Here is a 24,234-nt window from a genome sequence, read left to right as displayed (position 1 = left end):
AAAAAAAAAGTCTCGAATTGCTTCGAGACGTTCCTATAATTAATTAGAATTTTTTAGATTTTTCTTACTCGGCCAGAACCGATAACTGTTTTATCTACAGTTGCATTTCCCGAATAGTTTACATTTCCAGAACCGCTTATTACGGCATCAATTTTTCTATCAGCCTTGATATTCACAGAACCAGATCCACTCACTGTTGTAGATAAGTCATTCACTGAAAATCCTTTTCCTGCAAAATTTCCAGAACCGCTGATTACCACGCTTGCATCATCTGCTTTTCCATTTATTGAGATGCTTCCCGAACCACTGATTACGCCAGTAAAATCATCAACATCAACCGTTGCTTTGATGCTGCCCGATCCGCTTAAAGTTGCTGCCAAATCCTTAGCGTTAACAGCTCCATTTATAGCCATGCTTCCAGAGCCACTCATGGTTAAGCTTGTTATCGTTTTAGCGGTAACATAAGCAGTAATTTTTCTGTTTTCGTATTTTTTCTCCCAACTTTTCCAGCTGTTTTGTGGGCGGATGATGAGTACATTTCCCTTTACTTCAGTAATTAGGGTTGCAATGGCATCTTCATCTCCCTCAAAACGGCAACTTTCCTTACTCCCTAAAGTGATTACTACATTAATCGGGCCGCCGGCAGCAACTCCGCTGAAGTTTTTTACATCTCTTTCATCATCGTTATGTTTTGAAGAATTGATGTTGATTTGTTCTTTTGCAATTACATTAATGCTTGATGTTAAGGTTAATGTAGCTAATAAAATGGCGAATATTTTTTTCATTATTGTAGAGTTTAGTGCCTTTTCGAGGTTGATCTCAACAGGCGATTAAAATAGGTTTTCTTTATAAGACGGTAGATTTTTTAAAAAGTTGCACCAGTTGTTAAATCTTGTTCACTTTTTCTTCTTTCGAGCCATTTTGTAAAGATGGTATAGAAAACCGCCATGATAATTGTGCCCTTAAACATCCCTGTAAATCCCCAAGCAATCATGCCACCAACAACGCCTAGAAATAAAACCAGAAAGGGAAGTTTACCACCGCTTTTAGCAATGAGGATAGGTTTCAAAATGGTATCGATAATCATCACGCCGACCGCATAAATCACTAAGAAGATGGTCCAGCTGGTGTGACCTAAAGTTGCGTACCAGATAATTAAAGGTATCCAAACAAGTAAAGGTCCAACTTGAATTACCACCAAAAAGAAGACGAGCGCTGCCAAGCCCAAAGCAAAAGGAACACCCGCTATTGCAAAGCCAATCCATGAAATTAATGCCGCAAAAAATGCAGTTCCCATTACGCCAATAGAAATTCCTTTTACAGCTTGGCCAGTTGCTTGGAGCAATTCTATTCCATCTCTTGCACCCAATAAATGTTTCATTGCAGCCTTTACAGGCAGTAACATTTTCTCGGCTCCAGCTAAAAAGAATGCCGAAATAATGATGCCCAGTACGAACTGAAATGTAGCACCTAACATTCCTGCACCAGTAGTTAAAACATGGTTAAATGCTGCCTTAATCTGGGGCTCATGCGGGCCTATGGTTTCCTGTGGATTGATTAATATATTTTTCCAGAATGATTTAATTTGTTCACCAACTATTGGTAAGGTTGCAATCCAATTTGGAAGCGGTGGCAAGCCATGTTGCTTCACATCAGTAATAAAATTGAGGCTTCTTTTACATGATTGGCAATTGCAGATATGATAAATACAAATGGCAGTGTGATAATGGAGATTAACAAAACAGCATAAATGGTTGCGGCTAACTTTCGTTTGTTTTTTAAAAGTTTAACCAACTTTTCATAGGGTTTAGCAAATGAGACCGAGAAAATTAATGCGAATGTAAATACACCAAAAAATGCCCGAAGAACATCATACAAAGCAAACATGAGTGCGAGCAAAAGCAGCATTACTAAAAACAGTTTTAATCACATTGCGTGAAGAGGTCTTTGGATTGGTAAGCATACAACTTTGTTTGATTACCCAAATTAAGAATAAATTTTGAGTTTTCGGTTTTGGATAAATTGATATTCAAATGTTTAACGGCAATCGAATTAAATTTTTGCTAAAAATAAAACCCAATGCGAATTTGCATTGGGTTCATCTCTTGACATAGATCTTAAAAATCCTTAAATCAATTTAATCCTGATCCTTTTTTATTTGGATGTAGTATAACGGATCATTCTTAAAATTTTCAGTGGTTACACTTGCATCAATCTTAGTGGTTTTCCATTCGTTCGTTGGTTTGATTAGCGCAAAACTTCCAGCCTTTAAAGTTACTGGAATTGGCATATCGAAATCTTTTACATCAGTGATCCAACGGTAAGATAATGTGCTGTTTTTGATCTTATATTCCAGCACAGGGATTTTTGCATGGCGAAGATATTGGTCGAAAACCTTGTCTAATTTTAATCCGCTTTGCTTGGTTATGTAATTTTCTATTTCTGCTGTAGTTACTGTTTTGTGGTAGAATGTTTTGTTTAAGCCACGAAGAATTTGCCTAAATTTTTCATCGTTATTGATTAACTGGCGGATGGTATGAATGAGGTTTGCACCTTTATAATACATGTCGCCAGAACCTTCTTTATTTACGCCATACGGACCGATAATCGGAGCATCATTATCGATATTTTTTCGCAGACCAATTACATATTCGTTGCCAGCTTCCTTATTTTCTGAGCATTCGGTAAATAGCGTTTCAGAGTAATCGGTAAAGGCTTCGTGTATCCACATGTCAGCAATATCTTTTGAGGTGATATTATTGCCAAACCATTCGTGTCCGCTCTCGTGAACGGTAATGTAATCCCATTTTAAACCATGTCCGGTTCCGCTCAAGTCTCTGCCCAAATACCCTTTTCTAAATTGATTTCCATAGGCAACCGCAGTTTGGTGCTCCATTCCTAAATGCGGTGCCTGAACCAATTTGTAGCCATCTTTATACCAAGGATAAGGTCCGAACCAATATTCGAAACACTTCAGCATTGGCTTTACATCAGCATCCCAATGTGGACGAGCTTTAGCGCTATCAACCTGTAAGGCCCAATAGTCAATGGAAAGTTTTCCATTTTCTCCATTGTAACTATCTTGCCAGTGCGCATATTTTCCAATGTAAAATGATACATCATAATTGTTGATTGGATTACCCACGAACCAATTATATTGTTTGTAACCGTCTGCTTTATCTACCGTATTTCTTAATCTTCCGTTGGATATTTCTTGCAATGTTTTGGCTACGGTGATGCTGATTAACATGCTATCCACCTCATCACTTTGATGATCTTTAGTTGGCCACCAGCAACTTGCGCCAAAACCTTGGCAAGCAACAGATACAAATGGATTTCCTGCCGAATCTTTCTTGAAAATAAAGCCACCATCCCAAGGTGGATTACGGGCAATTACCGGGTTACCCGAATAGAAAACCGTGAATTTATCCTTGCTTCCCTTTTTAATCGCTTTAGGAAATGTTACAAAAACTGCATTGTATTCTCTAGTAAAAGGTAGTGATGCGCCATTATAAACGACTTTTTCTATTTTTAAATTAGCAAAAAGATCGAATTGTAATTTGGTAAAATCTTGTGTCGCCGTAAAAGCAAACTCATTACTGCCGCTTATTGATTTCTGATCAAGATCGATCTTAACATCCAAATGGTAGTAATTAATATCGTAGCAAGTGCGTAAAGGGGTAAGCATTCCACGCAGACTATCTGCTCGGGAATTCACTTGGTCTTTGCCAAGGAGTTGAGCGTTTGCACTGAAAATGCTTAAAGCGAAAGCAAAAAGTAAGAGTAGTTTTTTCATTTTTTGTGATATTTTTCGTCATTGCGAGGCACGAAGCAATCTTAACGCGGTCGCTATCAACATTAGTAGTAAGATTGCTTCGTGCCTCGCAATGACGGTTGCCATAGACATATTTGTAATTCAATTTATCTAATCACATCAACCTCGATAAAACTATCGTTAAAAATAGTTTGAGTGGCTTTTATATAATCGGCTTCCGTTGCCTTATAAGGATTATCTACAAATTTCTGAGGATTTCTAGCAAATAACGGAAATGCTGTACTTTGTACCTGAATCATAATTCTATGCCCTTTTTTGAACGTGTGCAATACATCTTGCAACTGAAAATTAACATCGGTTTTTTGGTTGGCCACTAAAGCTTCAGGTTTTTCGAAACTGTTACGGAAACGAGCCGGCATAATTTCTGAACGTACCATTTGCCAATAATTGCTTAAAGTGATATTCTTGTTTGGCATGTATGGATTATTTGGTTCATCAGCAGGATAAACATCAATCAATTTTACAATAAAATCTGCATCAGTTCCAGTAGTGGCAATTTTTAAGTGCGACATTATTTCGCCACCCAAAGTGATATCGTTATCTAAAATATCAGTCTGATAAACCAAAACATCAGGTCTGCGACCCGCAAAACGCTGGTCTTCGCTCATGTAATTATGTGGTGTAAAGCCTAAAGTTGTAGTCAAATCTTCGGTATAAGGTACAGGTTTCAACGGATCACTAATGTAATTAACAGAACCCGCTTTGGCAGCAGCTGTCATGCTTAACTTACCATCTGAACCTAAATACAATTTCTGTTTTGAAGCTTTTTCAGCCGGCCATTTTGCGAAAGTTTCCCATTCTTTTTTGCCAGTATCGAACATATAAGCCTCTGGCAATCCAGAATTTTTATCGCCATTGCCTTTTAAGAAATGATTAAAAAAATTCGATTCTATTTCCTTTTGATAAAATGTAGCAATGCTATCTCCAAAATAAACGTTGCTGTGCATGGTGTGGCCAGTTTCACGACTCCATCTTCCATGGCCAAACGGCCCCATTACAATCGTATTATATGCATTTGGATTTTTCTTTTCAATGGTCTTGTAAATATTCAGCGGACCGGATAAATCTTCTGCATCATACCAGCCACCTACAACCATAACAGCCGGTTTAACGGTGCTATAGTGTTTAAGCAAACCTCGTTTTTGCCAAAATTCATCGTAATTTGGGTGATTTACCGTTTCTTGCCAGAAGAAATTATTTTTATAGTATTTGTCTGCATTGGTTAATGGACCTAAATCTAAAGCAAATTGATAACCATCTTTTGTTTTCGGATTGATCAATTGATTATTGTACCAAGCCTTACTTGTGGTATCCGTCTTCTGTACACCAAACACTGGGAAAGTAGAAAAATAGCTTTGTAGAAATGAGCCGTTGTGGTGGAAATCATCAAAGAAAAAATCGGAAATTGGTGCTTGTGGAGATGATGCTTTCAAGGCTGGGTGGTTACTTAAAATTCCTGCTGCGGTGTAAAAACCAGGGTACGAAATTCCCCACTGACCAACTTTGCCGTTATTGTTGGTTACATTTTTTACCAACCAATCAATCGTGTCGTATGTGTCTGATCCCTCATCCACATCCTTTTTAGTTTTCTTGTTATCGATTACAGGCGTCATGTTGGTCCAGGTGCCTTCACTTTTCCAACGACCACGAACATCCTGCATCACCACGATATAGCCCTCTTTCATCATCAATTCTGATGGACCTAAACGTGCTGGGAACTTATCTTCGCCATAAGGTGCAATGCTGTAGCAGGTGCGCTGCATAATCATTGGATATTTTTTGCTCGATGAAGCATCTTTCGGTGTATAAATGGCGGTAAAAAGTTTGGTGCCATCTCGCATCGGGATATAAATCTCTTTTTTAGTGTAGTTTTCTTTCGGATAATTGGCATCGCTTTGCGCAAATAAATTTGAGGCCGAAAATAGAATGATAATAAGGCTAAGGTATTTCATGTTGATTTATTTTAAAACGGAAACGGTAATGAATGAGCTATTATTCACGTCGTGGTAAATTTTATGAGTTGCTTTTTGGAAATCGCTAGGCTCTGCCTGATAAATATCCATAAATTTTTGCGGATTACGATCAGCTAGTGGAAACCAAGAGTTTTGAATCTGAATCATAATTTTATGTCCTTTTTTGAAGGTGTGTGCAACATCAGGCAATGGATAATTCACTTTAGTGATTGCACCAGGTGTAAATGCCTCTGGTTTTTCGAAACTATTGCGGTATTTTCCACGCATAATCTCACCACGAACCAACATTTCATATCCACCCATAATTAAATTTTTAGGGTTTGGATTTGGGTTTGGCGCATCCTCAGGATAAACATCGATTAACTTTACCACATAATCTGCATCAGTTCCGGTAGTTGAAACCACTAAGTTTGCTAAAACTGGCCCAGTAAAAGTGATATCCTCGGTTAAGGCATCGGTTTGAAAAGTTTTAACATCTGGTCTGCGGGCTGCAAAACGTTGATCATCGATCATGTACTCCCGTGTACGCCTGGCTTGAACGCCATCTTGGTAAGGTACAGGATTGTTCGGGTCGCTTACATATTCATCCCAGCTATCGGTTCTGCCCACTTTTTCAAAGCCCAGTTTCCCATTAGGTTGAAGGTAAAGATTTTTGTTTTCTACGTCTTTTGGTGGCCAGCTGGCAAATTTTTTCCATTCGTTGCTTCCAGTTACAAAAATATTGGCTTCGGCTGCATTGAAATCTCCCTCACCCTTTAGGTAATGTTTAAAGAAAGGTAATTCATATTGTTGCTGATAATCGATACTGGTAGTTTTTCCGAATTGAATATCGCCAAAATAAGACCCATCGCTACGTACCCAGCCGCCATGAAACCATGGTCCCGCAACTAGGATATTATTGGCCCCAGGATTTTGTTTTTCAATTGCTTTATAGGTATCGAAAGTTCCGTAAGCATCCTCAGCATCAAAAAAGCCACCTACCACCATTACGGCTGGTTTAACATTGGTTAGATGTGGGGTAATTAATCTCGCTTTCCAAAAGGTATCTAAATTTGGATGCTTCACTAAATCATTCCAGAACTGAATGCTATCTGCAAAATATTTATCCTTTAGGTTTTTAATGGAACCAGATTCTAAATAAAAGCGATAATTATCCTGAATAGGAAATTGGAAGCCTTTCGGACCTTTATCTGGTGTAATCGGTTTCGGACGAGGAACGCCAAAACTGCCCATAAAGCTAAAGGCATCCATTAAAAATAAAGTTCCACGGTGATGAAAATCATCTCCCATAAACCAATCGGTAACGGGTGCCTGTGGTGAAACCGCTTTTAAGGCAGGATGTGCATTTGGTAGCGATGTAGTAGAATAAAAACCTGGGTAAGAGATACCATAAATCCCTGCATTACCATTATTGCCCTTTATGTTCTTAACCAACCAATCAATGGTATCGTAAGTATCGGTACTTTCATCAATTGCGTTCTTGCCTTTTTTGGTAGTCTGTGGACGAATATCCTCAAACTTGCCCTCGCTCATCCATCGGCCACGTACATCTTGGTAAACAAAAATAAATCCCTCACGCATCATTGCTGGGAAATTTCCGAGGCTTAATTTGTATTTATCTGCTCCATACGGCGCAACGGTGTAAGGTGTTCTGTTGATCAGAAAAGGATATTTTTTGGATTGATTTTTGGGTATATAAATGGAAGTGAAGAGTTTAACCCCATCTCGCATGGGAATCTGGCTTTCTATTTTGGTATAGTTTTCTCTAACGTATGCCGAATCGGTTTGCTGAGCCAACAATTCATGAGATATAAACAAACAAAATAAAAGACTGAAAATTCTAGTAAGGTTCATTTAGGTTTAGTTTTTAGGAATAAAATTTAAATATAAGCGATTAAGAACTCATTAGAAAAAACATCCCGTAAAAGGTTTGTTAGCAAGAAAAAAGGATTCGTCATCCCTTTATCAAAATTTAGTTAAATTGTTTTAAGGGATAATCTTTTAAGAATTTTCATCGTCATATAGATAATTGAATTAAACACAGAAAATGAAAAGGTTATTAAATAAAGGATTGGTTGTTTTCGCTGCAGCAGCGATGATTGCAACATTTAGCGTAGAGAATGTTTCTGCACAAAGGCCAAGCAGAGGCGGAGGTGGTGGTGCTCCAAGTGGAGGTGGCAGATCAAGTTCTGTATCGCCATCAAGAGGAGGGTCAATTTCTTCAAGGCCATCGATGCAAGCTCCATCATCTGGCAATAGAATTTCGCAAGCACCTAATAGAAGTGGTTATGCACCAGGACCAGGCAGAACCAGCGTAAGGCCAGAGCGATCAGGTTATAGTTACAACAGACCAGGCTATCGTCCAAATCCGGGCTACCGTCCGGGTGGAAATTACAGACCAGGTTACGGTTACCGCCCAGGTTATGGCAGGCCAGGATATAACAATAGGGCTTATTTTGGTTACTATAATTATTACAGACCATTTATCGGTTTCCGTTTAAATGTATTGCCTTACGGATATTATCCATTTTATTATGGCCAGGATCAGTTTTATTATTCCGGTGGCTTATTTTATCGTCAGTATGAAAATAACTATCAAGTTGTAGTTCCACCAGTAGGTGCCGAAGTGCCAACTTTACCATCTGATGCCAATTTAGTAACAATAGATGGTGTTGATTATTACGAGTACAAAGGCGTTTATTATACTCAAGGTGAAAATGCCGATGGCAAAACCGTTTATATAGTTGCAGGGAAAGATGGCGTTTTAAACACTACCGATGGTCCTGTTGATACGCACCAGATTGGGGATATTATTAATCAATTACCAGAGGGATGCAGGGAAGTAACCATCAAAAATGAGAAATATTTTGTTTCTCCCGATGATGTTTATTACGAAGAAGTGGTTGATGGAACTAATGTTTCTTATCGTGTAATTGGGAAGTTATTTTAAATCATTATTGATTTTGGTAAGCCGTTTCAATATTAAATTGGAGCGGCTTATTTATTTAATCTAATTCGATACTTTTACAACAAAAATTTTTGATTTGAAAAAAATATCCTCGAAGATCTCCCTTTTCTATTTTGCAATAATTTTAACTCTCTCATCTTGCGCAGTCAATAAATCTGCCCCGCTAAACAAAAGGGAAACCTCCATTTCGTCTGTTAAATTTTTGAGTGAATATGTTTTGCCATTAAATGGTACTTTCCAAAACACCTTGGTTGGTGGTTTATCAGGAATAGATTACGATGCTAAAAATGATCAATATTACCTAATCAGCGATGATCCCTCGCAGTTTAGTCCCGCCAGGATTTATACTGTTAAAATCGATATTAAGGAAAACAAAATAGACACCGTTAAACTTACTGGCGTTACTTTTATCCTACAGGAAAACGGTAGCCAATATCCAAAATATCAGTATGGCGTAAATTCAAAGGCCGATGGAGAATCGGTTCGATACAATCCCATATATCAAACTTTTATTTGGAGCAACGAGGGAGAAAGATTATTCCGTAAAACGGATATAACAATTGTTCAACCTGCGTTAACTCGAATTTCTACTAATGGAAAATTTTTAGACACCATTCCTTTGCCAGCTGGTTTCCACATTACCAAACAAGAAAGTGGTGTAAGGAAAAATGCATTTTTCGAGGGCTTAGCTTATGCTGATCATTACAAAACCTTGTACGCTAGTTTAGAGGAACCACTTTATCAAGATGGGCAGCAATCTCATTTTGAATTTGATAAAGCCCTTACTCGAATTTTGAAATTCGACATGGAAAATAAAAAGAATGTTGCGCAGTACGCCTACAATTTAGATGCTTTGCCAATTAAGCCAACTGTAGAAAGCGATTGGAATTTGAATGGGATTTCAGAAATATTAGCCATCAATAACCATATGCTTTTGGTAATGGAAAGGGCTTGGGCAAAAGGGCGAGACGATCATTCCTTTGTGAAGCTTTATTTGGTCGATTTAAAGGGTGCAGAAAACGTAATCAACAATCCATCATTTGTTGCTAATCCTCCAAAACCTTTAACCAAAAAACTACTTTTCGATTTTGATACATTAAATATGCACATCGATAATATTGAGGGAATTACTTTTGGACCTAAATTGCCTAACGGACATCAATCTTTGGTATTCTGTGTTGATAATAACTTTGGCAAAGCCCAGATTCAGCAGTTTTTTCTGTTTGAGGTGTTTCCTTAATAGACGGAGGTCCGAAGTCGGGAGTCCGAAGTTTGGGAGCCGAAAAAAACTAATCAGTGTAATCCCTTAATCTGTGCAATCAACCCTAAGAAAGAATGAGTAAAATAAAAGCGTTATTATTTGATTTAGATGGAACATTAATTGATTCAGAAAAATTCCATTTCGACTGTTGGAATGAGTTTTTAAGCGAATACAATGTTACGCTAGACTTTAAGGATTGGCTAACAAATTATGCAGGCATTCCTTTACCGCAGAATGCAAAGACAATCATCGATAAGTACAAAATTAATGCAAATCTCGAAGACTTTGTCAATAGAAGAGAACAAATCACTTTCGATGGATTTAAAACAAAAGATATCGAATTAATGCCTTTTGCCTTAGATTTTATCAAATTTTTTTACGAAAAAGGGCTTACGCTTGCGGTCGTTACAGCTAGTCCAAGGGTAGATGTAGAGGCTGTTTTTGAAAGAAATGGCTTGGCAAAATATTTCAGTTTGTTCATTACCAGAACCGATGTAAGCAAAAGCAAGCCAGATCCCGAAAGTTATAATATTTGTGTGGAGCAGTTGGGCTTTCAAAAAGATGAATGCATCGTTTTGGAAGATACCTTAAATGGCGTAAAATCTGCAGTTGCAGCTGGAATAACCTGTTTCGCCGTTCAAAATAATATCAGGGCACATCAAAAGCTAAAAATTGCCAATCAGTTATTTTTGAATCTGGGTAACGTTAAAGATTATATCATCAAAAATCACTTAATCGACTAAATACGCCATAATTTTACTACTGCATGTTTTTGCTTTGAGCTTTGGTCTTTAGTCTTTCAGCTTTTTTTAATTACCTTTGACTAATCAAAATTCTCAAGAAATTATGCAATACGATGTCGTTGTTATCGGTTCAGGGCCGGGCGGTTATGTAGGCGCAATCCGTTGTGCTCAGTTAGGTTTAAAAACTGCCGTTATAGAAAAATACAAAACTTTTGGAGGCACTTGCTTAAACGTAGGCTGTATTCCATCAAAAGCATTGTTAGATTCATCAGAACACTATCACAACGCTGCTCATACTTTTACCACTCATGGTATCGATCTTAAAAATCTTAAGGTTAATATGCCACAAATGATCGCCCGAAAAGACGATGTTGTTGCACAAAATACTGCCGGTATCACTTATTTATTCAAGAAAAATAAAATCGATTCTTACGAGGGCGTTGGTTCATTCGTAGATAAAAACACTGTTTTAATTACCAAGGAAGATGGTTCTACTGAAACCTTAACCGCTAAAAACGTAATCATTGCTACAGGTTCTAAACCAACAGCTTTACCGTTTTTGCCAATCGATAAAAAACGTATTATTACTTCAACCGAAGCCTTAAATATTAAAGAAGTTCCAAAATCGATGGTTGTTATCGGTGGTGGTGTTATCGGTTTAGAATTAGGTTCTGTTTACGCTCGTTTAGGTACAAAAGTTTCAGTTATTGAATTTTTACCTTCAATTATTGCGACAATGGATACCGGTTTGGGTAAAGAACTTCAACGTGTGCTGAAGAAAAACCTGGGCATGGAATTCTTCATGAACCACAAGGTTACAGGCGCAACTACAAAAGGTAAAACTGTTACCGTTACTGCAGAAAATGCTAAAGGTGAGGCCGTAAATTTCGATGCAGATTATTGCATTGTTGCTGTTGGTCGTACGGCTTATTCTGAAGGTTTAGGCTTAGATAAAATCGGAATTACAATAGAAGAAAGAGGAAAGAAAATTCCTGTAAACGAACATTTAGAAACTTCGGTTCCGGGTGTTTATGCCATTGGCGATGTCATTACTGGTGCAATGTTGGCGCACAAAGCGGAAGATGAGGGAACTTATGTTGCTGAAACTATCGCCGGACAAAAACCACACATCAACTATAATTTAATCCCAGGAGTAGTTTACACTTGGCCAGAAGTTGCTTCTGTAGGTTTAACCGAAGAGCAATTAAAAGAAAAGGGAACAAAATATAAGGCGGGTTCATTCCCATTCAAGGCAAGCGGAAGAGCAAAAGCGAGTATGGATACCGATGGTTTCATTAAGGTTTTGGCCGATGCTACAACTGATGAAGTTTTGGGCGTACACATGATTGGCCCACGTGCTGCAGATATGATTGCCGAAGCAGTTATTGCCATGGAATTCCGTGCATCTGCAGAAGATATCGCTCGTACCTGCCATGCGCATCCAACTTACACGGAGGCGTTAAAAGAAGCTGCTTTGGCCGCAACCGATAATAGAGCAATACACATTTAAAATCCTTGGTCTGTGCCATCACAGGCTAATATATAGAAGAAAGCCGGTAAGAAATTATCGGCTTTTTTTATGGTGTTGACCGATGAAAATCTCACTTCCAAATTTTTTGGGCATGCCCCAAGCTGCGCAAGGGTCGGGCTATTTGTTGCAATCTTTTTTGAAGAAAAATCAAAAAAGGATTTCCACTACTATCCCTCATGTAAAACCCAGCGCCCAAATTTCAAATTCGGCCTTTGGTCTTTAAGCTTTAGTCTTTCACCTCTAGTCTTCCTTTCACAATTCCTTAACAAAATGATAACAGATCGAGACTAGAAAAGAGCGTTAAGCAGATTTATTTTTGCGGTTCAGATATTAATACAACCATGAACCTTAAAAAACTATTTGGCGCATTGCTTATTGCGTCTGTAGCATTTGCTGCATGTAAAAAAACTTCAACAGATGAGCCAATTGTAGATCCAGTAGAAACCATATTACCTGAGAAAATCGATAGCTTCAAAGAAACCGCTGTGATTGATTTAGGAGGGGAGTTTGCTTCAGAAATTTCTGCTTATGATCCATCAACAAAAAAATTATTTGTGGTGAGCAACGATGGCGGTACGAAGGTAGATGTTGTAGATATGAGCGCTTTCCCAACGGTAACAAAACTTAAAACGTTAACCTTCGCAAGTAATGCAGGCATAAATAGTGTTGCCGTTAGCAATGGTTTATTGGCTATCGCTTTAGACGGTGCCGATAAACAGGGAAATGGTGATGTGGTTGTGTTAAAAACATCAGATTTATCAGAAGTTAAAAAGATCACCGTTGGTGCAATGCCAGATATGGTAACTTTTAGTCCTGATGGAAACTACATTCTTTCTGCCAATGAGGGAGAACCCAACGATGCTTATACAGTTGATCCAAAGGGAACAATTTCAATTATCAATGTAAAAGATAATTATAGCGTTAAAACCATTGATTTTACTTCATTCGAATCGCAAAAGGCAACATTAGTAGCGGGCGGTTTTAGAATTTACGGTCCGAATGCAAGTTTTGCACAAGATATCGAACCAGAATATATTGCGGTAAGTACCGATTCTAAAAAGGCTTATGTTACGCTACAAGAAAATAATGGCGTAGCAGAAGTTGATATTGTTGCAGGAACCATCACGAAAATCAATCCGCTAGGTACAAGAGATATTAGCTTGGCTGAAAACGCTTGGGATGTGAGTGACGATGAGAAAAGTGGAAAGAAAATACAATTGGAAACTTGGCCTATCAAAGCATTCTATTTGCCAGATGCCATTTCATATTTTACAACCGGCGGAACATCTTATTTGGCTCTGGCAAATGAAGGCGATACCAGGGCTTGGAAAGGATATGATGAAGAAGCAAGGGTTAAAAGCTTGAAATTAGATCCAACGAAATTCCCAACAGCCGCAACTTTACAGCTAGATGCAAATCTTGGTAGATTGACCGTAAGCAAAGCCTATGGAGATGCCGACGGTGATGGCGATTACGATGAATTATATGCAACAGGAGGAAGAAGCTTAAGTATTTTAAATGCTAATACTGGTGCTTTGGTTGCTAATATTGGCAAGGATTTAGAGCAGCGTGTTATAGATGCAGGTAAATATGATGATAGTCGTTCTGATAATAAGGGTGTGGAAGTAGAAGGCGTAACTGTTGCGCAAGTTAACGGCAAAACTTTGGCTTTTATTGGAATGGAGCGGGTAGATATGATTGCCGTTTATGATGTAAGTGTTCCAGCATCTCCAAAATTTGTACAATTATTTGCAACTGGCGATGCACCTGAAGGCGTGTTATTTGTGAAACCAAAAGATAGTCCGAATGGACGTAGCTTGCTGATTGTTTCCAATGAGGCGGATGGAACAGTAAGGTTTTTTCAACCCGACAAAATTTAATTTATAAACAAAAATTTGAAGCCCCGACCCAAAATCGGGGCTTTTTAATTATATCCAAATGATAAAAGAGCCTTTAGTTTTCCAATTGATTTGAGGAGCTTTGCCAAATCATCCCACGGTTCATATAATAATCACATTTTGGAAGAAGTAAACGCTAGTCAGGAAGTATTAAAACAAACAGAAGTTAAGCCTCCAATTGCTACAATTTCCCTAAATCGCATTCGTTTAGCAGTTTCATTGTTTTACTTCGGACAGGGAATTGCCTTTGCCAGTTGGGCAAGTAGGATTCCAGATATTAAGCATACGCTAAGCCTATCTGATGGTGAGTTGGGGAGTATTCTTCTGGCACTTCCATTAGGTCAATTAGTTACTATGCCAATATCTGGCGGCCTAGTAACGAAATATGGTAGTAAAGCAATTTTAACGATTACTGCCCCACTGTATGTATTGGCTTTAAGCAACTTGGGCTTAGCCAGTGCGCCTTGGCATTTGGCTGCTTTTCTTTTCTTATTTGGGGTAATTGGCAACATGTGCAACATTGCTGTAAATACCCAAGGTTCGGAAGCAGAAAAATTATTCGGCATGCCGATTATGACCTCGTTTCATGGCGCTTGGAGCATTGCGGGTTTTACGGGGGCCTTAATAGGTTTGTTGATGGTGAATCTGCACATTGCTCCATACCATCATTTTTGGATAATCGTTGCTTTAATTTTCATAAATGTATTTTTTAATTATAAACACCTTGTTCCAGGTAAGGGAACCAAAACCGAGGGTAAACGGAAGTTGTTTGTTAAACCAGAAGGAGTACTGCTTCAATTGGGTATAATTGGTTTTTGCAGCATGGCCACTGAGGGCGCAATGTTCGATTGGAGTGGGGTTTACTTCAAGGAAATCGTTAAGGCTCCATCTTCCCTTGTTATTTTAGGTTATGCATCATTTATGGTAATGATGGCTACGGGTCGTTTTGTTGGCGATAGGATTATAGCCAGACTGGGTAGAAAAAGAACCATTCAAATTAGTGGCTTAATTATTTCTGCGGGTATGTTTACCTCGGTGGTTTTACCTTATGTAGTTACGGCCACAATTGGTTTTATGTTGGTTGGTATTGGCGTTTCCAGTATTGTTCCAACGGTTTATAGTGTAGCAGGAAAAAATGGTAAAATATCGCCGGGTATGGCAATTGCAATGGTTTCTAGTGTTAGTTACTTGGGCTTTTTAATGGGCCCACCGCTTATTGGATATATTTCAGCACTATCTAGTCTACAATATTCGTATGGTGTAATTGGAGTTTTTGGGTTATTGGTTAGCTTTTTGGTAACGAAGATGAGGGCTATTGATTAGGTTAACGTATAAACTTACGAAATTTCATAGGGCAAAGCGTTGGAAAACTTCGTCAGTTTAAGTCGGACTAAAGAGATTTATCCTTTAAGATTTGCGAAGTTTCTCTAATAATCATGCCCTTTCAAACTTCGGAAGTCATCACTCTTTCTTTATCAACCCGTGCTCTTTTAGCACGGCGATGGCAAGCTCAATCAACCGCAGGTTTTCATATTGATGACCATGCTGTACTTCTACATTAATGTACGGGATATTATTTTGCATGGCATAAACAGATAATGAACCATCGTTAGAAACAAATTTTGATTGCAGGATTACATTCACATTTGCTTTTTTTAAGCTAGAAAATAATCGAGGCTCTGTTACATAAATTAAGTCATCGCCATCCATTTCGAAGTTAATGAAAACCGAATCTGCAGTGCTAGATAAATCGTATCCTGGTAGATAAGATGAAATTCCAAAACCACCATCGGCATTATTGTGAAGGGTTAAAAAGTAACCAACAGATTTTGGGTCATAAAAATCTACGATCTGCTTTCCGGCGTCGAGGATAAATTTCTCGACTTCGTTAGAGCTGTAAGCATCTTTTTTTAAACGTGTATTTACCCCAACCTCAGTATAAATTGCATTAGGATCTATTCTGTAAGCATCGCTCATGTAATCGAAAGTGTAATCCCTAACGCCGCCATATTGGCTGTCGATTAATTCTCCACCGCTCCAGCGGATATAATCGAAACCTGCTTTTACGCCTGTGTCTTCGTTATCATGAACAACCAAGAACCTAATGCCATTGGGTTTGTAACTGTATTTTACCAAAGTGATGTTTAGGTCTGCAACCTTAATAAACGACGAATCAGTAGTCATTGCAGGAAAAACCGGTGGATGTTGAGCTTTTGCGAAGAATGAAATGCTAATAAGAAAGAGGGATAAAACGACTTTAAACATATCACTAATATACAATGTTGCGGATTATTTTGTTTCGCTATCTGCATTTTGTGCCAAACTTTGTAAATAGACGGGATGGGAGTGGTATCCTTTTTAGATGCATTTACTTAGATATGGAGCTGCTTTTACTAAAAAGATTTAGCGAACAGCCCGACTTCGATTCCCGATGAAAAACTGCCCGTCCTTTTCAAAAAATTAAGCATAAAAAAACCCCGATTTGCATCGAGGTTAATTTGATTATTAATTTGGGATATATTAATGTTCTAGATCTGCATCATATTCCAATACATCCTTGTGATCGTATGGTTCTTCTAGCATTTCATCAATTGTTTTTACCTTTTTGTTGAAACCAAGTCTGTCTAACATTCTATCGAAAACGAGGTAAACTACGGGTACAACAATTAAGGTTAGGAACAGCGAACTCGTTAAACCGCCCACAATAACCCAAGCCAAACCATTCTTCCATTCGGCACCTGCACCGCTTGCCAATGCAATTGGAAGCATACCAAAAATCATGGCGATGGTTGTCATTAAAATTGGACGTAAACGAGCATGGTTGGCTAAAATTAAGGCATCGATTGTCGATTTTCCTTCGGCTTTCATGTGGTTGGTGAAATCGACTAAGATAATCGCGTTCTTCGCTACCAAACCCATCAACATAATAAAACCTAAGATGGTAAATATACCTAATGAGTTATTTGTTAAAGCTAAAGCTAATAAAGCACCAATTAACGCCAATGGAAGTGAGAACATTACTACTAATGGGTAAATAAAACTATCGTATAAGGCTACCATAATAAAGTAAACTAAGATAATAGAAGCCAATAAAGCGATACCTAAAGTACCAAAACCTTCAGCTTGATTTTCTTCATCGCCACCCCATGCATAACTTACACCAACTGGTGCTTTCAGTTTTCCGTTTTCTTGGAACTCAATTAATTTAGCCTTAAAGTCTGAAACAATTGTTCCCGTAGGGCGCCCAATTGATTGCGCCTGAACAGATACAGATGTAGATTTGTTTAAACGTTCTAACTGACTTGGACCTGAACCTTCGGTAATGTTTGCAAATTGAGATAACTTAATTTGCGCACCTTTATCGTTTACGAAAATTAGATTACGTACATCATCAATATCTTTTCTGTTGAAATCTTGATATTGGATGTTAATGTCGTATTCATATTCGCCTTTTCTATATTTACCATCCGTATTGCCGGCAAAAGCGGTTTGCATAGTAGAACCTACCGTAGCTAAAGTTAAGCCAACTGCTGCCATTTTATCACGATCTACCTGAACGTTAATTTCTGGTGTTCCTTTTTCTACAGAAAGTTTAATCTCAGTAGCTCCCGGAATCGTACCTAATAATTTTTTAGCACCTTCGGCATATTTCAATGCGCTATCCAAGTCTGAGCCCATTACCACTAAACTAATAGGCGCATTTTCTGCGATACCCAAAATACTAATCGGCACGGTTTTAACTTTTGCTCCAACCAATTCTTTAGCTAATGCACGACTCATTTTCGTAGCAAATACATCAGATGACACGCCTTCACGCTCCTTACGGTCGACTAACTTTACGTTGATCTCCGATTTGTAGGCTGTTGCTTGCGTTCCACCAAAATCACCACTGGCTTGCCCAACAGTTGTAATTAACTGAATAATTTCTGGTTGTTTATCTAAGAAAGCTTCAGCCCTTTGGGTGTAAAAATTCGTTTGCTCTAAGGGTGCATCTTTCGGTAATTCGATCTGTACTAAAAATTCTCCTTTATCAGATTTCGGGAAAAACTCTGAACCAATAAACCCAGCACCTAATAAACCACATGAACCTAAGAACAATACAAAAACCATAATTAGGGTTAATGCTTTGTGGCGTAAAGACCAGTTTAAGATGTTAGTAATCCAAACTGTGAATTTTTTAAGTTGTTTTTCAAACCATAAAATAAAACGACCGAACATGTTTTTACCTTCAATGTGCTCTAGCTTTCCATATCTTGAGAAAAGTAAGGGAACAATGGTAAATGATGCCACTAATGAAAGTAAAGTTGCAATAATTACCACCACACAGAATTGACGCAAAATGTTCGAAACTAAGCCAGAACTTACTGCGATAGGGAAGAACACCACCACAATTACCATGGTAATGGATACTACTGTAAAACCAATTTCTCTTGTTGCATCAGAGGCTGCTCTTACTTTGTTTTTACCCATCTCCATGTGTCGTTGGATATTTTCCAATACCACAATCGCATCATCCACTAGTATACCAACCACGAGTGATAGACCTAATAACGACATTAAGTTTAACGTATAACCGAATAAACTAATACCAATAAATGTTGCAATTAATGATGCCGGAATAGATACCATTACAATTAATGCATTACGTAAACTGTGCAGGAAGAAAAGCATAACAAATGCTACCAACACCACTGCGAGAATTAAATCGTGTATTACCGCATCTGCCGATTCTAATGTGAAAATCGAACTGTCGTTTACAATTTTAATGTCTAGCTTTTGTGCGCCGTATTCAGTTTTAAGTTTTGCAATAATGGCATGTACACCTTCACTCACTTTTACGGCATTCGCATCACTTTGTTTAATAATTTGAATGGCAATAGATGATTGACGATTAATACGAGCAAGTTTCTCTGTTTCCTTTTTCGAATCTTGAACATCGGCCACGTCACCTAAACGAACTTGTGCACCGTCTTTAGAGGTCATCAACACTAAGTTTCTTAACTCCTCAAGACTTCTGTATTTACCAGATAGACGAATTAAAACATCTTGATTTTGTGTTTTAACACTTCCTGTAGGGAAATCTAAGTTTGAGCTTAAAATCAATTGCTGAACTTGAGGAACAGAAAGGTTGTAGCCTTGTAATTTAGCCGCATCTAGCGCAACCTGGATTTCACGCTCAGAACCGCCAACTAGATTTACCTGTGCTATACCACTTACCCTCGAGATTACCGGAGCAATTCTTTGGTCGATTAAATCGTAGAAAGTAACATCATCCATGTTTGCCGAAGCTGTCATGGTAATTACTGGTAAATCATCTAATGAGAATTTACTTAGTGATGGTGTTTTTACATCTTCTGGTAAATCAGAAAGGATGGTATTAACTTTACGTTGCGCATCGTTCAATGAAATATCGATGTTTGCTGCATCTGTTAAAGTAATGGTTACAACGGATAAACTTTCGTAAGAAACTGCATTCAGTTTCTTAATGTTTTCCATCGATGATACGGCATCCTCGATTTTTTTTGTTACCGTATTTTCAACTTCTGCTGGTGATGCACCAGGATATATGGTTGATATAGATACTACGTTGTTTGAGAATTTTGGAAGTAATTCATAACCTAACGAAAAGTAACTAAGCAGCCCAAGTAAGGTAAGTGCGGTAAATACCACAATTACCAGCGAAGGCCTTTTAATAGATATGTCTGTTATCTTCATTTTTTTAGATATTAGTATTGAGATATTAGATTTTAGACCGATGGTCTTTGCTCTACATCTGCAAACTGAAAATTGTGAACTAGACTATTTAACGATGCTAACGGCAGTACCTTCAGCTAAGTTGATTTGACCACTGGTAATTACAGTTTCACCTTCTTTTAGGCCATCAAGAATCTCAACATTATCTCCTAAAATGCGGCCAGTAACTACTTTTCTTACCTTAGAAGTATTGTTAGATTTATCGTAAACGAAAACCTGATTGCTACTTACACTACCAACAAATGATGTGCGGGGTACAAGAATGCTTGGTGCTTGTTTAGGGAAATTGAATACTGCAGTTCCGTACATACCAGCCCTTAAACTGTTTTTTGTATTGTTAGATACCTCAACCTCAATTGGGAAGTTTAATGTTGCATCGGCTTTAGCCGCAATGAACGTTACTTTTCCAGAGAATTTTTCATCAGGGAATATAGACGATTTGATCTCGATGTTATCACCAATTTTTAAGTTAGCAACCTGAGATTCGTTAACGTTAACTTTTAACTTCAATTTAGAAACATCAACAATCTCGAATAATTGAGTGCCTTGTGTATTTACAAACGCTCCAACCTCGATATATCTTTTGTTTATAATACCGTTAATTGGCGATTTAATATTTGCATCGCTCACTTTTCTCTGAGAAGCCTGTAAACGCAATTTTGCATTTCGTGTCGCCAATTTAGCCTGATCTAACTGTTGTTGTGTTACACCGCCAGTTTCATAAGAGCTTTGGTATCGAGCTTCGTCTCTTTGTGCATTTTGTAAGGTAGCTTGAGCTGTTTCTCTATCTGTGTTAATGATTTCTGCATCTACACGGGCCAAAACCTGACCTTTGCTTACACGGGCACCTTCATCAACATAAATTGCGGTAACGCGACCAGCATTTTCCGATAAAAAGTTTAGTTCCTGCTTTGGAGCAAAGTTTCCGTTTGCAACAAAATCCAAATCAACAACTTTTTTCTCAACGGTAGCAACACGAACAGCAACTGCGCCACCACCTTCAGCAATAAATGCAGTTTTTGCTTCGTTCTTCTTTTTATTGTTGCTTAATACGTAAGCTATTGCACCAAGGGCTGCAACAATTACAACAATTATTATAATTACTCTTTTCATTTTTATTGTACTAGCGATTTAATATTTCCGTTTGATTTGATTAATTGTATTTCGGCTATTTTATAATTTAATAATGCCTGTGTATAACTGTTTTGAGCTTGGGTTAATGAGTTTTCAGTATCCAATAAATCAGTTAATGAAGCTAAGCCGTTATTGTAGTTGTTTTGAGTGCTCTTGTAAATCTCTTGCGCTAAATCTGCGTTTTTACGTTGAGAAGTGATGGTGTTCAAGTTGTTGCGAAGCTGAATTTTAGCATTCTCGTAAGCTAAGTTTAAGGAGTTAAGGGATTCCTTTCTATCTTCTTGGGCTTTCTTGATATCAACATCTGCCTGACGGATTTTTGAACGTGTTAAAAAACCATTAAAAATTGGCACCCTTAAAGTTAAGCCCACTGCTGATGCGCCGTATCCAATAGCGGCTGCATTAGATTTTAAGAAATCGAAACTATCACTCTGACTCGAATAAGTATAATTACCTGTTAAAGCTAAGCTAGGGTAATATTCCGCCACATAAGCTTTTCTTTGTAGCGATAAAAGTTTGTCTTGGGTATCTAAAATCTTAACCTCAGTTCGGTTTCCAAATTCGATCGCTTCAGAGAACTGTGGCAGGCTGCTAACAGCTGTTAGTTCTGTTTTAGGTAATACAATAGCTGTTGTAACCGGCATTCCCATCGAAAATTTTAACTGATTTTCCAATTGAGTAATGGAGTTAAGCGTTTGCTCACGTTGCGTAGTTAAATTGGTAATGTTTACGCTAATCCGATCGACATCAATTTTTCTGGCCAAACCATTTTTGTATTGATTAGAAACGATTTTTTCTACCACTCCCACATTTTTAATGTTGGTGTCAATTACATTTAACTGTTGTCTGCTTACCAATACCATATAATAGTTGTTGGCTACCATTTCTATAATCTGCTCTTCAGTTAATTGAGAAGTTAGGTTATAATACTCTTCACTAGATCTTGCTGCTTGCAAACCCGTAAAAACCTGTTGGTTAAATAACTGTTGCGAAAGCTGAATACCAGCTGATGAATTCCAATTCTGACCTAATTTTATTGCTTGTGTTTCGCCACCGAAATTTGCAACCAATTGACCAATAATAGGATTGTAGGTTAACCCTGCATTACCTGTAAGTTGCGGTAAAGCCTGCGCTCTAACTTCCTCAACCTTATATCTTCCGCGTTCAATGTCCAATTTCGATTTGCGAACATTGGTATTGTTTTGAAGCGCATATGTTAGGGCTTCCTTTAAGGTAACCTGCTGTTGCGCAGATACCAGTTGCGGTAAAGCCATGCCGATGATCAGGATGAGCATTAATTTTACCATTTTTACTCTAAGCATAATGTATTGATTTTTGTTTTTAAAGAGCCTCACTCCAGCCCTCTCCGACAGAGAGGGAGTTTTAAACGCCCTGTTGTTTTTGTTTATATTAGTCTGTTTGCTTTAGTCTTTCTAACACTTTAATCCCTTAACGAAAATCGTTGAGAGGTCTTTTTGCTTCAAAGTCATTCTATTAACTGCTTTCTTATCTGGCAACAAATCCTTTCCGAGCTCTACGATGCACATATTGGTTAAGCCTAATAAGCTTTCTAAATACAGCTCGGCTACGTGGCCCATATTTTCGTGCTTAATCTCACCTTTCTCTTGAGCTTTTTCAAATAACTCCGCATAAAATGCTTTCTCTGAGCCTTTCAGTATTGTGAGTCTTTCTTTCATCGCACCATCGCTAAAAATATCGGGCATGCCTTCTGAGATACGCAACATGAAATACTTCATAAAAAAAGTATTTCTTATATCTATTGTTTGGAAGAGAATGGCTTCAATTGGGGCATCTGGATTATATTTCTTTTTTAATAAATCGAAATAATCGGTAAATACCTTTTCTATAACACCGAATATGAGGCTTTTCTTATCTGGAAAGTAATAATAAAGAGATGGTTTGGAAACTGAAAGATCTTCGGCAATATCGTTCATGGTAGTTTTGCCAATGCCGAAATGGCTGAAGCGTTTTATAGCACCCTCAATAATCTGTTCTCTCTTTTTATCAGCTACAATCATTTTACTTTTCTACTTTCTGACTTTTTTAATATTTTAGTCAAAGTTAGATGTTTATTTCAAATGTTAATCACTTGATTAAAAAATAGAATATAAGGTTACATTTTAATGACATTGAAAACGTTTCTCTTTGGTTTATATATCTTTACCTTCTACAATATCCCAACAATGTCGATTTTATTCAATGTGCTTATTATAATTGCGACACTCATTTTCATGGAGTGTTTCTCATGGTTTATTCATAAGTATTTGTTCCACGGACCGCTTTGGTTTTTGCATAAAAGTCACCACCAAAAAAGTCATTCTTTTTTGGAGTGGAATGATTTGTTCGCTATATTATTTGCTGGGCTTTCGCTTTACCTGATGTATATCGATAGAACCAATTTTGGCTATCGATTTTTTATAGGCCTAGGCATTACCGTTTATGGATTAATCTATTTTATAGTTCACGATTGGTTTGTGCATCGACGTTTGAAGACTTTTAAAAGCAATAATACTTATTTGCAGGCCGTAAGAAGGGCGCACAAAATCCACCATAAGAATAGGGGTAAGGAAAAAGGGAGGGCTTTTGGATTATTGTTTGTTAAGAAAGGGTTGCTGAAAAGCTAAATCCATCTAATATGAGAAATCACATAAACCTTTTCGTGCTTGCCGTTACTGTCACACTTTTATTTTCATGCGCTAAGAAATCCGATAAAGACCGAGCGATTGAGCTTGTCGAATCCAAATACAAAACTTCTGATCAAAAGCTAGATTTTGAAAATGCGAAACTTGACAGTCTTTATAATATATATCCACAAGCTCATGCCGATAGTATTAAAAAAGGGAATGAGCTCGATTCTACCTTGGCCGTTTTAGAAAGTGAGATTGAACACCTAGACCAAGAGGAATCGGATAGTGTTGGCATCATCAGTGCAAAGCTTACCAAAGAAAGATATAGTCTGCTTGAAGTAGCAAAACTAAAACCTCAATTTATTGGCTGGAAATTATCGAATGTTAAAATTGAAAGCGACAAATCAGAAAGTTTGATTTTTAATTTTGATAAGGGAATTACGAAGATTGTGGAATAATGATTAGGTTTAATCATTGCTAACCAATTAT

At 37.8% G+C, this 24,234-nt stretch carries 19 protein-coding genes; 8 read left to right on the top strand and 11 right to left on the bottom strand.

Annotation, left to right across the window (positions count from 1 at the left end; genetic code table 11):
* Nucleotides 1–53: 53 nt before the first annotated feature.
* The 6 genes from EZ449_RS07600 to EZ449_RS07580 form a co-directional block, all read right to left on the bottom strand.
* Nucleotides 54–785: a head GIN domain-containing protein gene (locus tag EZ449_RS07600; protein WP_131557367.1), complete on the bottom strand. Its 732-nt coding sequence runs from the start codon at nt 783–785 to the stop codon at nt 54–56.
* Between the two features lie 80 nt (nt 786–865).
* Complete coding sequence (locus tag EZ449_RS07595; RefSeq protein WP_131557366.1) at nt 866–1,651, bottom strand: AI-2E family transporter; 786 nt, start codon at nt 1,649–1,651, stop codon at nt 866–868.
* Complete coding sequence (locus tag EZ449_RS22610) at nt 1,648–1,908, bottom strand: hypothetical protein (protein ID WP_165499722.1); 261 nt, start codon at nt 1,906–1,908, stop codon at nt 1,648–1,650. The genes EZ449_RS07595 and EZ449_RS22610 overlap by 4 nt, the downstream gene beginning before the upstream one ends.
* A gap of 229 nt (nt 1,909–2,137) precedes the next feature.
* On the bottom strand, nt 2,138–3,796 hold the full coding sequence (locus EZ449_RS07590) for a M1 family metallopeptidase (protein ID WP_131557365.1): 1,659 nt from the start codon (nt 3,794–3,796) through the stop codon (nt 2,138–2,140).
* 125 nt (nt 3,797–3,921) lie between these two features.
* Entirely contained in the window at nt 3,922–5,787 is a 1,866-nt protein-coding gene (locus EZ449_RS07585) for a CocE/NonD family hydrolase (RefSeq protein WP_131557364.1), read from the bottom strand.
* Between the two features lie 6 nt (nt 5,788–5,793).
* Nucleotides 5,794–7,662: a CocE/NonD family hydrolase gene (locus EZ449_RS07580; protein WP_131557363.1), complete on the bottom strand. Its 1,869-nt coding sequence runs from the start codon at nt 7,660–7,662 to the stop codon at nt 5,794–5,796.
* A 193-nt stretch (nt 7,663–7,855) separates the two neighbouring features.
* Here EZ449_RS07580 and EZ449_RS07575 point away from each other — a divergent pair, with 193 nt between their 5' ends.
* The 6 genes from EZ449_RS07575 to EZ449_RS07550 all read left to right on the top strand — a co-directional run bounded on the left by EZ449_RS07575 (nt 7,856) and on the right by EZ449_RS07550 (nt 15,532).
* Nucleotides 7,856–8,758, top strand: a complete 903-nt coding sequence (locus EZ449_RS07575) for a DUF6515 family protein (protein WP_131557362.1) — start codon at nt 7,856–7,858, stop codon at nt 8,756–8,758.
* Nucleotides 8,759–8,978: 220 nt separating this feature from the next.
* Nucleotides 8,979–10,016, top strand: coding sequence for an esterase-like activity of phytase family protein (locus EZ449_RS07570; protein WP_165499721.1), 1,038 nt, complete (start codon nt 8,979–8,981; stop codon nt 10,014–10,016).
* A gap of 95 nt (nt 10,017–10,111) precedes the next feature.
* Nucleotides 10,112–10,780: an HAD family hydrolase gene (locus EZ449_RS07565; RefSeq protein WP_131557360.1), complete on the top strand. Its 669-nt coding sequence runs from the start codon at nt 10,112–10,114 to the stop codon at nt 10,778–10,780.
* A 103-nt stretch (nt 10,781–10,883) separates the two neighbouring features.
* Nucleotides 10,884–12,290 carry a dihydrolipoyl dehydrogenase gene (gene lpdA / locus EZ449_RS07560; RefSeq protein ID WP_131557359.1) on the top strand — a complete coding sequence of 469 codons (1,407 nt, stop codon included), beginning with the start codon at nt 10,884–10,886 and terminating at the stop codon, nt 12,288–12,290.
* A gap of 362 nt (nt 12,291–12,652) precedes the next feature.
* Complete coding sequence (locus tag EZ449_RS07555) at nt 12,653–14,191, top strand: choice-of-anchor I family protein (protein WP_131557358.1); 1,539 nt, start codon at nt 12,653–12,655, stop codon at nt 14,189–14,191.
* Nucleotides 14,192–14,329: 138 nt separating this feature from the next.
* On the top strand, nt 14,330–15,532 hold the full coding sequence (locus tag EZ449_RS07550; RefSeq protein WP_131557357.1) for an MFS transporter: 1,203 nt from the start codon (nt 14,330–14,332) through the stop codon (nt 15,530–15,532).
* 138 nt (nt 15,533–15,670) lie between these two features.
* Here EZ449_RS07550 and EZ449_RS07545 read toward each other — a convergent pair whose 3' ends face one another.
* From EZ449_RS07545 to EZ449_RS07525, 5 genes are all read right to left on the bottom strand, one after another.
* On the bottom strand, nt 15,671–16,474 hold the full coding sequence (locus EZ449_RS07545) for a hypothetical protein (protein WP_131557356.1): 804 nt from the start codon (nt 16,472–16,474) through the stop codon (nt 15,671–15,673).
* Between the two features lie 255 nt (nt 16,475–16,729).
* Nucleotides 16,730–19,924, bottom strand: coding sequence for an efflux RND transporter permease subunit (locus EZ449_RS07540; protein ID WP_131557355.1), 3,195 nt, complete (start codon nt 19,922–19,924; stop codon nt 16,730–16,732).
* A gap of 84 nt (nt 19,925–20,008) precedes the next feature.
* Nucleotides 20,009–21,076, bottom strand: coding sequence for an efflux RND transporter periplasmic adaptor subunit (locus EZ449_RS07535; protein ID WP_131557354.1), 1,068 nt, complete (start codon nt 21,074–21,076; stop codon nt 20,009–20,011).
* Nucleotides 21,077–21,078: 2 nt separating this feature from the next.
* Nucleotides 21,079–22,419, bottom strand: coding sequence for a TolC family protein (locus tag EZ449_RS07530; RefSeq protein ID WP_131557353.1), 1,341 nt, complete (start codon nt 22,417–22,419; stop codon nt 21,079–21,081).
* Between the two features lie 111 nt (nt 22,420–22,530).
* Nucleotides 22,531–23,136 carry a TetR/AcrR family transcriptional regulator gene (locus tag EZ449_RS07525; protein WP_131557352.1) on the bottom strand — a complete coding sequence of 202 codons (606 nt, stop codon included), beginning with the start codon at nt 23,134–23,136 and terminating at the stop codon, nt 22,531–22,533.
* Nucleotides 23,137–23,241: 105 nt separating this feature from the next.
* On the opposite strand from EZ449_RS07525, the gene EZ449_RS07520 reads away from it, so the two are divergent.
* A complete protein-coding gene (locus EZ449_RS07520; protein WP_317130428.1) occupies nt 23,242–23,742 on the top strand; it encodes a sterol desaturase family protein in 501 nt (166 codons plus the stop codon).
* Between the two features lie 11 nt (nt 23,743–23,753).
* Nucleotides 23,754–24,203 carry an outer membrane protein assembly factor BamD gene (locus tag EZ449_RS07515; protein ID WP_131557351.1) on the top strand — a complete coding sequence of 150 codons (450 nt, stop codon included), beginning with the start codon at nt 23,754–23,756 and terminating at the stop codon, nt 24,201–24,203.
* Nucleotides 24,204–24,234 lie beyond the last annotated feature (31 nt).

Origin of the sequence: Pedobacter frigidisoli (assembly GCF_004331675.1) — a bacterium.
Classification (GTDB): domain Bacteria; phylum Bacteroidota; class Bacteroidia; order Sphingobacteriales; family Sphingobacteriaceae; genus Pedobacter; species Pedobacter frigidisoli.
The sequence above is the reverse complement of the archived record's forward strand: the minus strand, read 5'-3'. Positions and strand labels throughout refer to the sequence as shown.